Raw genomic sequence first — 12444 nt, forward strand, 5'->3', positions numbered from 1 at the left:
TTTTGGAAGCTTGTCAATCCGTTGGACAGTCTGGAAGGGCGATGGTCGGAGTTCGCGGGAAATCGCGGCGTGCCATGAACAGGGGCAATTCACTCATGTCGTTCGAGCCCTTTGGCTATCGCATCGATCTATCGTCCCCCTATTCCCTGACGGAGACGCAAGCCCGCCTTCGCGCTGGCCTGAAGCCGTTGCTCGAACCACGGAGCGGCGCGCGGGGTTGGGTGCTCGGGCCGTTGTTTTGCCTTTGGTTCACTGCACTTAGTCGATCGGGCCCGATGGTGTTCGGCATCATCTCCCAACAAGGCGGTCAGACGCGGTTGAGTGGCCGGGCTGGTTCCGATCTGAATGGAATCGCTTTCATGACCCTATGGGCGTGCATGGCCATCGCCGCTCTGCTTGGCGTGATTCGCAAGGAAAACACCGGCTTTGATGATCCGTTGTTGCTTGCTGTCATCCTATTTGGCGGCCTACCGCTTCTATGGTGGACGGCGCATCGCGACCGCCGTCAGGCGGAGCCCATTGTTTGCTATATGCGCGATGCCGTCGCTCTATCGGGCGCATCTTTGCGCGCGCAATCTCGTGCGGTGACGGTCGTGCCGGGCCTTGCCGTGTCAGTAGGCGGTCAAAAGCTCATCGATCCCGTGACGCCCGATCTGCTACACGATCTGCTGATCGGCGTCGGGCCTACAAGCGCGCTCAAGGTCGAGACGGTGACCAGTGCCTATCTGCATGTCACTTTTGGGGGTGGCGACTATGCCATCGCGAAAGCCGAAGCGCATCAGGGCCCACCATTATATGCTGTCCATAAGAGTACAGAAGCGGCTCGACGGGCCATATCGCGCGACGTGTTCACGTTCGAAGAGGCGCGCGAGATCGTGATGTCCTATGCATCGTCGGCACCCGACCCAGCTTTCCTGGAATGGAGCGCGGTCAAACCGCGCTGGTGAGCGGACTTTCCGGAAAACCGACGAAAAAGGCCTGCCCTCCTCTGGAGGACAGGCCTTTTTCTTGGAAACGACGAAGGGATCAGCGAGCGCTGGTCTCGACGCCCGCGCCCATTGCGCCGCGGGCTTCGTCGGTGGTGAAGGCGACCTGGGTGTTGCCGGTCGTGCCGGTGACGCGGTGGCCCTTCACGACGAAGCGGAACGGCTCGCCACCCGGATAGCGATGGCCCTGGATCACCGACTGGCCGTTCGCGTCCGAACGGGTGTAGACATAGGTGCTGCCCTCATGGACGAAGCGCTGCTCGCCCTCGGCGGCAATCGCACCGATGGTGGGGACGGCGGCGGCGACGGAGGCGGCCAGGATCAGAATGGTCTTGCGCATGATCGAAACTCCCGCATTTGCGTTGAGCCGGATCAGGTCCTCTCGCGCTTTGTCAGCGCTTCTACTTTCGCCTTCGAAAATATTGCGATGCAGTATGGGCGGCAACTGCAAAGGCATTCCGCCTGATTGCATCCGGCGCAATCGTTCCATGGGCCGGTAAGCCATGATTTGAAGCGGGCATCCGATTTCGCTAGAGCGCAACGCTTTGCTACCCCGATCGGACGATGTGATGACCCTCTACACCCGCTTTGCCGCGCATATCGATGCGGCGCTGGACACGCTGGTCGCCGCCGGCACGCTGCCCGGCGGGCTGGATCGCCGCAATGTGACGGTCGAGCCGCCGCGTGATGCGTCGCACGGCGATCTCGCCACCAACGCCGCGATGGTGCTGGCCAAGCCCGCAGGCACCAATCCGCGCGCGCTGGCCGAGGCGATCGCCGCGGAGCTGGGCAAGCTGGACGAGGTGGACAGCGTATCCGTCGCGGGGCCGGGCTTCCTCAACATGCGGCTGACCGATGCGGCATGGCGCGACGAGCTGGCCGCGATCCCGGCGGCGGGCGGAGATTATGGCCGTTCGACGCGTGGCAATGGCGTCACCGTCAATATCGAATATGTCTCGGCCAATCCGACCGGGCCGATGCACATGGGCCATTGCCGCGGCGCGGTGGTGGGCGATGCGCTTGCCACGCTGCTGGAGTTTGCGGGCCACAGGGTCATCCGCGAATATTATGTCAACGATGCTGGCGGCCAGGTCGACGTCCTCGCCCGCTCGGCGCATTTGCGCTATCGCGAGGCGCTGGGCGCGACGATCGAAATCCCCGAGGGCCTGTATCCGGGCGAATATCTGAAGCCGATCGGCGCGGAACTCGCGGCCGAATATGGCGACAAATATGTCGACGCGCCCGAGAGCGAATGGCTGGTCCTGTTCCGCACCCGCGCGGTGGCGGCGATGATGGCGATGATCCGCGAGGATCTGGCGCTGCTGGGCATCCATCACAACATCTTCTCGTCCGAGGCTGAGCTGCAGGCGGCGGGCAAGCCCGAGGCGGCCGAGGCCGAGCTGCGCTCGCGCGGACTGGTCTATGACGGCGTGCTGGAGGCTCCCAAGGGCGAGACGCCCGAGGATTGGGAGCCGGTCGAGCTGCCGCTGTTCCGCTCCAGCCAGTTCGGCGACGATCAGGACCGCCCGATCAAGAAGTCGAACGGCGCCTGGACCTATTTCGGCGCCGACCTGGCCTATCACTACCAGAAGGCGGAAGGCGCGGACCAGCTGATCGACATCTGGGGCGCCGATCATGCGGGCACCGTCAAGCGCATCGTCGCGGCGGTCGAGGCGCTGACCGGCGGCAAGACGAAGTTCGACGTGAAGCTGGTGCAGATGGTTCGCCTGCTGCGCGGCGGCGAGCCGGTGAAGATGTCGAAGCGCGCAGGCAACTTCGTGACGCTCGCCGATGTCGTGCGCGAAGTCGGCAAGGACGTGGTGCGCTTCACCATGCTGACTCGCCGTGCCGATGCGCAGATGGACTTCGACTTTGCCAAGGTGGTCGAGGCGTCGAAGGACAATCCGGTCTTCTACGTGCAGTACGCGCATGCCCGTATCGCCTCGCTCAAGCGGCGTGCGGCGGAAGCGGGGATTGAGGGCGGCACCGCCGACCTGTCGCTGCTCGACGCCGAGGATCTGGCGCTGGTCAAGCTGGCCGCGCAGTTCCCGCGCATCGTCGAGACGGCGGCGACCGCGCGCGAGCCGCATCGTGTCGCCTTCTACCTCTATGACCTCGCCGCCGCCTTCCATGCGGCGTGGAATGTCGGCAACGACCGGGTCGATCGCCGCTTCCTGATCGTGGAAGATGCCGAACTGACCCGCGCGCGTCTTTTCCTCAGCGACGGGATCGGGCAGATCATACGCAATGGTCTGGCGCTGATGGGCGTCGAAGCCGTGTCGGAGATGAAGTGATGGCGAACGAGACGGACGGTCGAGCCCTGGATCTGGACGAGACGGATCGCCTGCCCTGGCTGGAAACCGTCGAGGCCGATGAGCCGGAGGGCGTCGGTATCGGCAAGGTCGTGGCGCTGGTCATTCTGGGCCTCGCCATCCTGGCAGCGATCGGCTTCGGCTTCTACAAGTGGCAGGCGAACCGCGCGGCGGCGGACGGCGACGGCGCGGTGATCGCAGCGCCCGAGGGCGACTATAAGGTCCGTCCGGCCGATCCCGGCGGCCTGAAGGTCAAGGGCGAGGGCAACACCGCCATCGCGACCAGCGCGGGCAAGCCCGGCGGCACCGGCGCGATCGACCTGCGCGCCGTGCCCGAGGCACCGATGAACGGCACCCGCGTCGTGCAGAAGCCCGCCGAGCCCAATGGCGGCCGTAACGCGGTGGCGCAGGTGCCGGAATCGGGCGGCAAGCTCGTCGCGCCCGCACCCGTCGCGGCGGCGCGTGCCCCCGCTGCGGCCCCGACCGGCGGGGCGATGGTCCAGCTGGGCGCCTATCCCAGCGAGTCTTCGGCCAACGCCGCCTGGGACCGCTTCTCCAAGCGCTTCTCCTATGTCGCCGCACTGGGCAAGGTGGTCCAGCCGGTCGCGTCGAACGGCAAGACCCTGTATCGCCTGCGCGTCAATGCCGGTTCGGCCAACCAGGCCGCCGACATCTGCGGCCGCCTGCGCGTGGCGGGCGAGAGCTGCTTCGTCGCCAGCTGATCGACCGACCATGATCCCCGTCATTTTCGGCCTGTCCGGCCCGGTCATGACCCCCAACGAGCGGGCGTTCTTCGCTTCGGTCGAACCGGCGGGCTATATCCTGTTCAAGCGCAACATCCTCGACCGGACACAGGTCCGCGCTCTGACCGACAGCTTGCGGGAGTTGGCGGGGCGGGACGATCTGGCGATCCTGATCGATCAGGAAGGCGGCCGTGTCGCGCGCATGGGGCCGCCCGAATGGCCCGCTTTCCCGGCCGGGCCGGTCTTCGCCAAGCTGTACGAGCAGGCGCCGATGTCGGCGATACAGGCGATGCGCGCCAACGGCCAGGCGCTGGGCGTGATGCTGCGCGAGGTCGGGATCACCGTCGACTGCGCGCCGCTGCTCGACGTGGCGCAAGCCGACACGACGGAGGCGATCGCCTGCCGTGCCTATGGCACCGAACCGATGCAGGTCGCCGCATTGGGGCGTGCCATGCTGGAAGGGCTGGCGGCGGCGGGCGTGGTCGGCGTTATCAAGCACATGCCGGGCCATGGCCGGGCGCTGGTCGACTCGCATCACCTGATGCCGACCGTCACGGCCGGTGAAGCGGAACTCGAAGTCGATCTGGAACCCTTCATCACGCTGTCGGATGCCCCGATGGGCATGACCAGCCATATCCTGTTCGAGGCGTGGGACGCCGAGCGCCCCGCCACCCTGTCGCCGGCCGTGATCGAGCGGATCATCCGGGGACGGATCGGTTTCGACGGCCTGTTGATGACCGACGATATCGACATGAAGGCGCTGAGCGGCACGGCGGGCGAGAAGGCTGCGGGTGCTTTGGCGGCAGGATGCGATCTCGTTCTAGATTGCTGGGCGCGCATGGACGAGATGGTTGAGATCGCCGGACGCGTGCCCCCGATCACCGATATCGCCCGTGCCCGTCTCGACCGTGCGATGGCGAGCGTCGGATCGGGCGAGGGCGATTTCGCCGAGCTGATCGCACGCCGCGACGCGCTGCTGGCGCTCGCGTAATAGGTAATGCCCCCATTCCTCCCCAAGCAAGCTTGGGGAGGGGGACCATCGCGCCAGCGATGGTGGAGGGGCGAGACGGAGCGCCCAAGCCCCTCCACCACGCCCTGCGGGCGCGGTCCCCCTCCCCATCGAAGATGGGGAGGAATTGGAAGGAGCCGATCTCTTCTCTCCATCGGTTTGACGCCCGTTACGCGCCGTCTCGCCATCCCGCATCATCGCCGCTAAGCAACGCGGGATGACGGGGGAACAGCTGACGCTTGATCTGGACGGGTGGGAAGGGCCGCTCGATCTATTGCTGTCGCTGGCCCGCTCGCAAAAGGTCGATCTGCGGCAGATTTCGATCCTGGCCCTGGTCGAGCAATATCTGCGCTTCGTCGACAAGGCGGGGCGGATGCAGCTGGAACTGGCCGCCGATTATCTGGTGATGGCCGCCTGGCTCGCCTATCTCAAATCCTCCCTGCTGCTGCCTCGCCCGCCGGAGGAGGAACCGGACCCCGAGGAAATGGCGCTGCGCCTGCAACTCCGGCTCGAACGGCTGGCCGCGATGCGGGAATGCGGTGCGCGGCTGATGGCGCGCGACCGGCTGGGCCGCGACGTGTTCCCGCGGGGTGCGCCTGAAGGACTGGCGGTGCAGCGCAAGGCGATGTGGCAGGCCGAGCTGTACGACCTGATCTCCGCCTATGGCCGGATCAACGCGCGCACCCGCCCGGTCATGCACGTCGTCGCCGACCGGCAGGTAATGACCCTGGAGGCCGCGCTGGAGAGGGTGTCGATGCTGGTCGGCAGCCGGATCGACTGGTCGGCGATCGAGACCTTCCTTCCCGAGGGCAGCGAGCGGTTGCGGCGGTCGGCGCTGGCATCGAGCTTCCTCGCGATTCTCGAACTCGCGCGACAGGGCAAGGTCGAACTTCGCCAGGCCGCTCCCTTTGCGCCGCTGCTGATCCGTCAGCCCGCGCCATGACCGACATCGATCCGACCGTCCGTGCCGTCGAGGCGGTGCTGTTCGCCTCGCCCGATCCGATAAGCGTGGACTCGATCCGCGCGCATGTCGGCGTCGGCAGGGGCGGCGGCGACATTCGCAGCGCGTTGGAGCAACTGGAGGCGCAGTATCGCGGGCGGGGCATCACGCTGGTCCGACGCGGCGACCGCTGGCATTTCCAGACCGCGCCCGATCTCGCCCATCTGCTGCGCCGCGACCGCGAGGAAGCCCGCCGCCTGTCGCGCGCCGCGATCGAGACCCTCGCGATCATCGCCTATCACGAACCCGTCAGCCGCGCCGAGATCGAGGCGATTCGCGGCGTCGCCATCTCGAAGGGGACGCTGGACGTGTTGATGGAGGCCGGGTGGGTGCGCCCCGCCGGGCGGCGCGAGGTGCCGGGCAGGCCGCTCATCTATGCGACGACGCCCGCCTTTCTCCAGCATTTCGGGCTGACCAGCCGCCGTGACCTGCCGGGACTGGAGGATCTGCGCGCCGCCGGGCTGCTCGATCCGGTCGATCTCGCGCTGGAGCGGTTGGGCGACGAGGATATGCCCGATGGTGAAGCGCATTCGGACGGGGAAGACGGCGATTGAGCGCTTTCCTTTGCGTCATGGCCACGTCACAATGCGGGGCCACGGCTTCTGCATCCCCCGATCAGGGGCCATGTCATCGCTCGACCATTGCCGCTGGCCCATTGCCGCTGGCGATGCCAAAGCCTAGATAGATTATAAATTCCAGGAGACGTGCCATGGGCAGCTTTAGCCCGATCCATCTTGTCGTTCTCGCGATCGTCGCGATCCTTCTGCTTGGCGGCGGCCGTTTCTCCAACCTGATGGGCGACGTCGCCAAGGGCGTGAAGAACTTCAAGAAGGGCATGGCCGAGGAAGACGAGACGCCCGCCAAGCCGTCGGCCCGGATCGAGGCGCAGAAGTCGGCCGAGCCCGCCTTCGATCGCGACGGCGAGCGCGTGCGCGACGATCGCTGATCCGGCTCGTTTAGACCCAGCACCGGACTTTCATGTTCAACATCGATTCCAGCGAATTCCTGCTGGTCGCCATCGTCGCGCTGGTCGTGATCGGTCCCAAGGACCTGCCCAAGGCGATGCGTGTCGTCGGCTATTGGGTGGGCAAGGCGCGCGGCGTCACGCGCCAGTTCCGCCAGGGCTTCGACAATATGGTCCGGGAGGCCGAGCTGGAGGAAATGGAAAAGCGCTGGGCCGCCGAGAATGAGCGGATCATGCGCGAACATGCCGCCGATACGCCCCCGCATGTCGACGTCGAAGCGACCCCGGCGGCGGCGACCCCGGCGGCATTGCCCGACGACACCGCATCCGATGCACCCCATCGTGATGCGCACGCACACGACCCCCACGCACACGACCGGGGCGATGCCCATGCGGATCATAGCGATCGGCCGGTGATGGTCGAAAAGCCCGTCGTCGCACCTGCACCCGCCAGCGAGCATCCGTCGCGCGGCACCGAGGGGGCGGCATCGTGAGCGACCATGACGAGATCGACGCCAGCCGCGCGCCCCTGCTGGAGCATCTGATCGAGCTGCGGCGGCGGCTGCTCTACTGCATCATCGCCATCGGCCTGGCCTTTGGCGTGTCGATGTATTTTTCGGAATCGATCTTCGGCTTCCTCGCCAAGCCGCTGCTCCGGGCGGGGCAGGGGACGCTGGTCTATACCCAGATTTTCGAGGCGTTCTTCGTCCAGGTGAAGGTGTCGTTCTTCGCCGCGATGATGATCTCATTTCCGGTGATCGCCAACCAGCTGTGGCAGTTCGTCGCGCCGGGCCTGTACCGCAAGGAAAAGAAGGCGCTATTGCCCTTCCTGCTGGCGACGCCGGTGCTGTTCCTGATGGGGGCGGCGATGGCCTATTATATCGCCATCCCGATGGCGCTGCACTTCCTGCTCGGCTTTGACGGCATGGTCGGTGGTGTGAAGCGAGAGGCGCTGCCCGCGATCGGCAATTACCTGTCCTTCGTCATGCAGTTCCTGTTTGCCTTCGGCTTGGCCTTCCTGCTGCCGGTGCTGCTGATGCTGCTGGAACGGGCGGGGATCGTCACGCGCAAGCAGCTGATCGGTGCGCGGCGCTACGCCATCGTCGCGGCGACCGCGATCGCGGCGGTGCTGACCCCGCCCGACCTGATGTCGCAGGTGCTGCTCGCAGTGCCTCTCATCATTCTGTACGAGTTGGCGATCATCGGCATCTGGTTCACCGAGCGGGCCCGGTCGAAGCAGGCGGCGGTGGAAGAGGATGCCGACGCGGTCGCCTGATCGCGATGCGGTTTTGGATTGGGAAGGGTCTCGGTGGAAGCCGAGGCCCTTTTTTATTGGGTAAAGAAAGGGTGGGGCGTGGCCTTCGACTGCGCTCAGGCTGAACGGCGGTTGGGGTTTAACCCTTGCCCCCAGCTGTGTTCAGCCTGAGCAAGGTCGAACGTGACGGGTAGATTTGTCGCTGCCCGTGGTTATCAGGTCTGCCATGGATGGAAATGTGCAACAGGCTAGTCCCTAAGACTTAGCCTGCTCATCGCGGCCCACTGAACAAAATATATCCCGCCAAAAGCTATTGAAAGCGCACCGATGAATGCGGCGGAACCCAATCCGGTAAAGCCTCGCAGGCCAGCGCAATAAAAACCATGAACTATAGTTTGTGCGATAACCAGGCCGCTAAAAACCCATCGGAAAACATTCCAGAATGCGGGAAGCGCGGCTCTCTGCATAGCATAGAGAAGCACCCCAAACGCGCTGATGACGCTTGCTATGAAGGCTGCAATGTCTAGCCAAGATTGCGACGACCAATCGGCACTGAAGCCAAAGACCGCCAAGCTTGCAACCAACCCCGCAGCGAAGATTGCCCACAACCATCGGGGGGAAAAGCTGGTGCTATCGCGCATCCAGCATTGGATGCCATAAAATCTGTGAAGATAGCAACTTTGCGAAAGCAGATCGTCCGCTTGACGGTCGGAAGAGCTACCCCCCCTGTCTGATGCGACGGTGGTATGAAGATGTTGCGGAAGGGAGCCCGTCCCCCCCGAGGGTCTGGAGCCCGATAGGGAGCAAGGGTCCCTTCCGCGTTGGTCACAACCCTGAACAGTTGCTTGGGACTGCTGATCCCGCACGACATGGACAGGAGCCTATACCATGCCACAAGCCGTTATCGGCTGCGACCTTTCGCGTGCCGTCATCGACATCTGCGAGCTGCCATCGGGCCGGATCGGGCGGATCGCCAATACACCGGATGCCATCGCCGTCTGGCTCGACACGCTCGACCACGACATCCGCCTTGTCTTCGAGGCGACCAGTGGTTGCGACGGTGACCTGATCGCCGCGCTGGCGACACGCGGCCATCCCTTCTCGCGCGTCAATCCGCGTCAGGCCCGCGAGTTCGCCAGAGCCACCGGCACGCTGGCCAAGACTGACCGCGTCGATGCCCGCGTGCTCGCGCAGATGGGCGCAGCGCTGAACCTGCCCGCTACCATCCCGCTCAGCCCTGCCCGTTCACGCCTGGCCGATTTCCTGCGTCGCCGCAGACAGTTGGTCGACATGCGCAAAGCCGAAAAGCTGCATCGCCACAGCGCAGGCCAACCCGAAATCGCACAAGCCATCGAAGCCATGATCGACCTGCTCAGCCAGCAGATCGCCCAGCTCGACCGCCAGATCGCAGGCTTCATCGCCCAGGATCGGGCCCTGTCCGAACAGGCCCAGCTGCTGACGGCTGTTCCCGGCATCGGGCCCACCGTCCTGGCAACCCTGCTCGGTGAACTTCCCGAACTCGGCACGCTGTGCCGTCGAAAGATCGCCTCGCTCGCCGGCCTCGCTCCCCACGCCCGCGAAAGTGGCACATGGCGCGGCGCCAGGCGCATTTGGGGCGGGCGGCGCAAGGTCCGCGAAGCCCTCTACATCGCCGCCCTCAATGCCTCACGGCGCATCCCCGTCCTCACCGCTATGCGCGACAGGATGCGAGCCAAAGGCAAGGCGCCAAAGACCATCCTTATCGCCGTCGCACGCCAACTCCTCGTCATCCTCAACGCCATGATCCGAAAGCGACAGCCTATCGCTCTCTCATGAGCATCACAGTTGCCCCCGCCAAACACGGAAAAGGGCCCCGACGGAAACCCGTCGGAGCCCTTTCGCAATCGTCAGCCGGGTGAAGGCTTACTTGGCGTCGTTCGCCGTCTTGGCGACCGTGTTGCCCGCCGAGCTCACGTCGCGGCCGACGCCCTCGACGGTGTTGCACGCGCTGACCAGCAGCGCACCGGCGACGATCGCCAGACCCATGAGCTTACGCATTCTCTGTCTCCTCGATGAAATCCGTTGCCGATCAATGCGTCACGCCTGCAATCGTTCCGCGTCTGTCACGGACGATGTGGCTGAGGGGAATCGTGGAGAGGAATGGCCCCAAAAAAGATTAAGGCCTGGAAGCGTCACCGGGGGGGGGAGGGTGGACGCTTCCAGGCCTATGGCTTGGACAGCGAGAGCGGGGGGGCATAAGTTCGCTATCCGAAGAGCAGAACACACTGCCAAGGCAGGGGTTCCCGTCTTTTTCGCCGTCGCGAATCTTTTTTGGATTCAGTCGCGTCCGACGATCGGGATGGCGATCTCATAGGCACCGACCAGCGGATCATGGTGCAGCGGCGCACGAAGCTGTCGCGCCAGCCCCTCCATCACCCGGCCATAGCGCTTGCCGATCAGGTGGCGCAGTTCGTCGGTCTCGACCAGCGCGCGGGTGACGACCCGGACGACCGCACGGCCTTCCTGTTCGGCGGGCTTGATCGCGACACGGATCTGCGCCGTGGGATCGCAGTTCATCGCCAGCTCGATCGTCTCGGTGACCAGGAAGGCAACGGCGACCGCCACGTCCTGGTTGACCAGCAGCGGCGCGACGTCGAGCGAGATACCGATGCCCGACACGCTCTCCGGCGCGGTGGCGCGGATATTGGCGGCCAGCTCGCCGATCATCGTGCGCAGGTTCAGACCGCGATTTTCCTCCAGTTCGGCGAAGTGATGCCGATGGACGACCGCCAGCGCGTCGACCCGCCGCTGGATCGAGGAATAGGCGGCCATCGCCTCCGGCCCCGTCGCCCCGCGCGCATGGAAGTTGATAAGGCTGGAGATCACCTGCAGGTTGTTCTTGACCCGGTGGTGGACCTCGCGGGTCAGCTTGGTCTGGCGCACCAGTCCCTCGGCCAGCCCCGCCTCGTGCGTGGCGACGGTCTGGGTGATCGCCTCGAACGTGTCGGCCAGATCGCGAATTTCCTGGGCGGGGGCAGCCTCGACCCCGGAAATATCCAGCACCTCGCCCGGCTGGTAGGTCGCGACGATGGTCCGCAACCGACGCAAGGGGCGGATCAGCAGCCGATCAACGATGAACCAGCCCAGCACCACGGCGGCCAGCCACATCAGCAGCGGCAGCGCGAGCGCGACGATCAGCGACGAGGTGATCGGCGCGCTGGGTGTGGAGGTGCGCAGGACCAGTCCGGCGATACCCAATTCGGTGCGCATCGACTTCATGCGATCCAGCGCGCCCCGATGCGACAGCTGGTGAAGGGGCAGCAACTCGCCATCCAGCTCCAGCACCGACTCAATCGGGCTGGCGGGCGCGTTCTGGTCGGTCAGCGACTGGAGGAAGGGCAAGGGGAAGAAGGCGCGTGCCTGGGCGCGGCCGTCCTGGCTGGCGATCGACAGGACCAGCCCCTTGCCGGGCAATATGTCGGCGCCGATCGGTGACCCTTCGACCGGCACCGGCAGGGCGGCGGGCAGTGGGTCTCCGCACAACGTCTTGCCCGACCGATCGGTGATGAGGAAACGTGCGCCGGTCACCGACTGTTGCGCGAATACGCCCTGGGCGCGGGCGCAGCTCGGCATGTCCATCGGGTCCTGGCCCATCGCGCGTACGGCGACGCGCAGCGCGGTCATGTCGCCCATCAGCTCGGAGGCGATGGCGCGGGCATCCTCGTTGGCGGCTATGCGAAGCCGTCCGCTCGCCTCGCTGTCGGCCAGCCGCGTGGTCTGCAGCGTGGCGAACACCGCGATGGCGGCCAGGATGAACAGGGTGCTGCCCAGCACGAGCACGAGCTTCGCGCCCGTTGCGAGACGGGGCGGGGGAGGGCGGAGGCGTTCGGGAGCCTCGATGTCTTGGGGAGGAGCGCTGGCCATTCAGCCGGACGTTCAGTCCAGCTTGCTGAGAAGGTCAAGCATCTCGTCGGGGATCCGCTCGTCCACGGTCTTCTGATACGCCTGGCGAAGTGCCGAGCCCGCATCTTTCTGACCGCCCTTTTCGGGCGTGGAGGACGGCGTCTTCTTCGTCTTGTTGCCCAAACTCAAAATATCCCCCTGCACGACCCACTAGCGGGGCAACCGACGCAATGGCGGCCATGGGGCACTGCCGATTGGCGTCATGCCTGGGCCATAGTTGATGTGGCGATGAA

14 protein-coding genes are annotated in these 12444 nt (G+C 65.4%); 10 read left to right on the forward strand and 4 right to left on the reverse strand.

What is annotated here, in order from left to right:
• Window positions 1–95 precede the first annotated feature (95 nt).
• A complete protein-coding gene (locus tag AC1GI4_RS15805; protein WP_479630138.1) occupies window positions 96–947 on the forward strand; it encodes a hypothetical protein in 852 nt (283 codons plus the stop codon).
• 79 nt (window positions 948–1026) lie between these two features.
• Here AC1GI4_RS15805 and AC1GI4_RS15810 read toward each other — a convergent pair whose 3' ends face one another.
• The gene (locus AC1GI4_RS15810; protein ID WP_479630139.1) at window positions 1027–1326 is read right to left on the reverse strand and encodes a hypothetical protein; all 300 of its coding nucleotides are present in this window, start codon (window positions 1324–1326) and stop codon (window positions 1027–1029) included.
• Between the two features lie 229 nt (window positions 1327–1555).
• Between AC1GI4_RS15810 and argS the strand changes: the two genes are divergently transcribed.
• The 9 genes from argS to AC1GI4_RS15855 all read left to right on the forward strand — a co-directional run bounded on the left by argS (window position 1556) and on the right by AC1GI4_RS15855 (window position 10084).
• Window positions 1556–3280 carry an arginine--tRNA ligase gene (gene argS, locus AC1GI4_RS15815; RefSeq protein WP_479630140.1) on the forward strand — a complete coding sequence of 575 codons (1725 nt, stop codon included), beginning with the start codon at window positions 1556–1558 and terminating at the stop codon, window positions 3278–3280.
• Window positions 3280–4020 carry an SPOR domain-containing protein gene (locus tag AC1GI4_RS15820; RefSeq protein WP_433910093.1) on the forward strand — a complete coding sequence of 247 codons (741 nt, stop codon included), beginning with the start codon at window positions 3280–3282 and terminating at the stop codon, window positions 4018–4020. The genes argS and AC1GI4_RS15820 overlap by 1 nt, the downstream gene beginning before the upstream one ends.
• Window positions 4021–4030: 10 nt before the next feature.
• Window positions 4031–5032: a glycoside hydrolase family 3 N-terminal domain-containing protein gene (locus tag AC1GI4_RS15825; RefSeq protein ID WP_479630141.1), complete on the forward strand. Its 1002-nt coding sequence runs from the start codon at window positions 4031–4033 to the stop codon at window positions 5030–5032.
• 235 nt (window positions 5033–5267) lie between these two features.
• Complete coding sequence (locus tag AC1GI4_RS15830; protein ID WP_294274939.1) at window positions 5268–5993, forward strand: segregation and condensation protein A; 726 nt, start codon at window positions 5268–5270, stop codon at window positions 5991–5993.
• On the forward strand, window positions 5990–6604 hold the full coding sequence (gene scpB / locus AC1GI4_RS15835; protein WP_479630142.1) for an SMC-Scp complex subunit ScpB: 615 nt from the start codon (window positions 5990–5992) through the stop codon (window positions 6602–6604). Before AC1GI4_RS15830 ends, scpB begins: the two co-directional genes overlap by 4 nt.
• A gap of 155 nt (window positions 6605–6759) precedes the next feature.
• Window positions 6760–6996 (forward strand): Sec-independent protein translocase subunit TatA, encoded by a 237-nt coding sequence (locus tag AC1GI4_RS15840; protein ID WP_479630143.1) that lies wholly within the window; start codon window positions 6760–6762, stop codon window positions 6994–6996.
• A 32-nt stretch (window positions 6997–7028) separates the two neighbouring features.
• Window positions 7029–7508, forward strand: a complete 480-nt coding sequence (gene tatB / locus AC1GI4_RS15845; protein ID WP_479630144.1) for a Sec-independent protein translocase protein TatB — start codon at window positions 7029–7031, stop codon at window positions 7506–7508.
• The gene (tatC, locus tag AC1GI4_RS15850) at window positions 7505–8290 is read left to right on the forward strand and encodes a twin-arginine translocase subunit TatC (RefSeq protein ID WP_294274943.1); all 786 of its coding nucleotides are present in this window, start codon (window positions 7505–7507) and stop codon (window positions 8288–8290) included. Before tatB ends, tatC begins: the two co-directional genes overlap by 4 nt.
• An 867-nt stretch (window positions 8291–9157) precedes the next feature.
• Window positions 9158–10084 carry an IS110 family transposase gene (locus tag AC1GI4_RS15855; RefSeq protein ID WP_479628293.1) on the forward strand — a complete coding sequence of 309 codons (927 nt, stop codon included), beginning with the start codon at window positions 9158–9160 and terminating at the stop codon, window positions 10082–10084.
• A gap of 87 nt (window positions 10085–10171) precedes the next feature.
• Here AC1GI4_RS15855 and AC1GI4_RS15860 read toward each other — a convergent pair whose 3' ends face one another.
• The 3 genes from AC1GI4_RS15860 to AC1GI4_RS15870 all read right to left on the reverse strand — a co-directional run bounded on the left by AC1GI4_RS15860 (window position 10172) and on the right by AC1GI4_RS15870 (window position 12355).
• Window positions 10172–10306: an entericidin A/B family lipoprotein gene (locus AC1GI4_RS15860; RefSeq protein ID WP_056434194.1), complete on the reverse strand. Its 135-nt coding sequence runs from the start codon at window positions 10304–10306 to the stop codon at window positions 10172–10174.
• A 279-nt stretch (window positions 10307–10585) separates the two neighbouring features.
• The gene (locus tag AC1GI4_RS15865) at window positions 10586–12172 is read right to left on the reverse strand and encodes a sensor histidine kinase (RefSeq protein ID WP_479630145.1); all 1587 of its coding nucleotides are present in this window, start codon (window positions 12170–12172) and stop codon (window positions 10586–10588) included.
• A gap of 12 nt (window positions 12173–12184) precedes the next feature.
• Complete coding sequence (locus AC1GI4_RS15870) at window positions 12185–12355, reverse strand: NepR family anti-sigma factor (RefSeq protein ID WP_257575631.1); 171 nt, start codon at window positions 12353–12355, stop codon at window positions 12185–12187.
• Window positions 12356–12444 lie beyond the last annotated feature (89 nt).

The organism is Sphingomonas sp. 77B (assembly GCF_056497825.1).

Coding starts and splice junctions, on each gene's coding strand:
- AC1GI4_RS15805 (WP_479630138.1), top strand. CDS start 96: ATGTCGTTCGAGCCCTTTGGCTATCGCATCGATCTATCGTCCCCCTAT.
- AC1GI4_RS15810 (WP_479630139.1), bottom strand. CDS start 1,326: ATGCGCAAGACCATTCTGATCCTGGCCGCCTCCGTCGCCGCCGCCGTC.
- argS (WP_479630140.1), top strand. CDS start 1,556: ATGACCCTCTACACCCGCTTTGCCGCGCATATCGATGCGGCGCTGGAC.
- AC1GI4_RS15820 (WP_433910093.1), top strand. CDS start 3,280: ATGGCGAACGAGACGGACGGTCGAGCCCTGGATCTGGACGAGACGGAT.
- AC1GI4_RS15825 (WP_479630141.1), top strand. CDS start 4,031: ATGATCCCCGTCATTTTCGGCCTGTCCGGCCCGGTCATGACCCCCAAC.
- AC1GI4_RS15830 (WP_294274939.1), top strand. CDS start 5,268: ATGACGGGGGAACAGCTGACGCTTGATCTGGACGGGTGGGAAGGGCCG.
- scpB (WP_479630142.1), top strand. CDS start 5,990: ATGACCGACATCGATCCGACCGTCCGTGCCGTCGAGGCGGTGCTGTTC.
- AC1GI4_RS15840 (WP_479630143.1), top strand. CDS start 6,760: ATGGGCAGCTTTAGCCCGATCCATCTTGTCGTTCTCGCGATCGTCGCG.
- tatB (WP_479630144.1), top strand. CDS start 7,029: ATGTTCAACATCGATTCCAGCGAATTCCTGCTGGTCGCCATCGTCGCG.
- AC1GI4_RS15855 (WP_479628293.1), top strand. CDS start 9,158: ATGCCACAAGCCGTTATCGGCTGCGACCTTTCGCGTGCCGTCATCGAC.
- AC1GI4_RS15860 (WP_056434194.1), bottom strand. CDS start 10,306: ATGCGTAAGCTCATGGGTCTGGCGATCGTCGCCGGTGCGCTGCTGGTC.
- AC1GI4_RS15865 (WP_479630145.1), bottom strand. CDS start 12,172: ATGGCCAGCGCTCCTCCCCAAGACATCGAGGCTCCCGAACGCCTCCGC.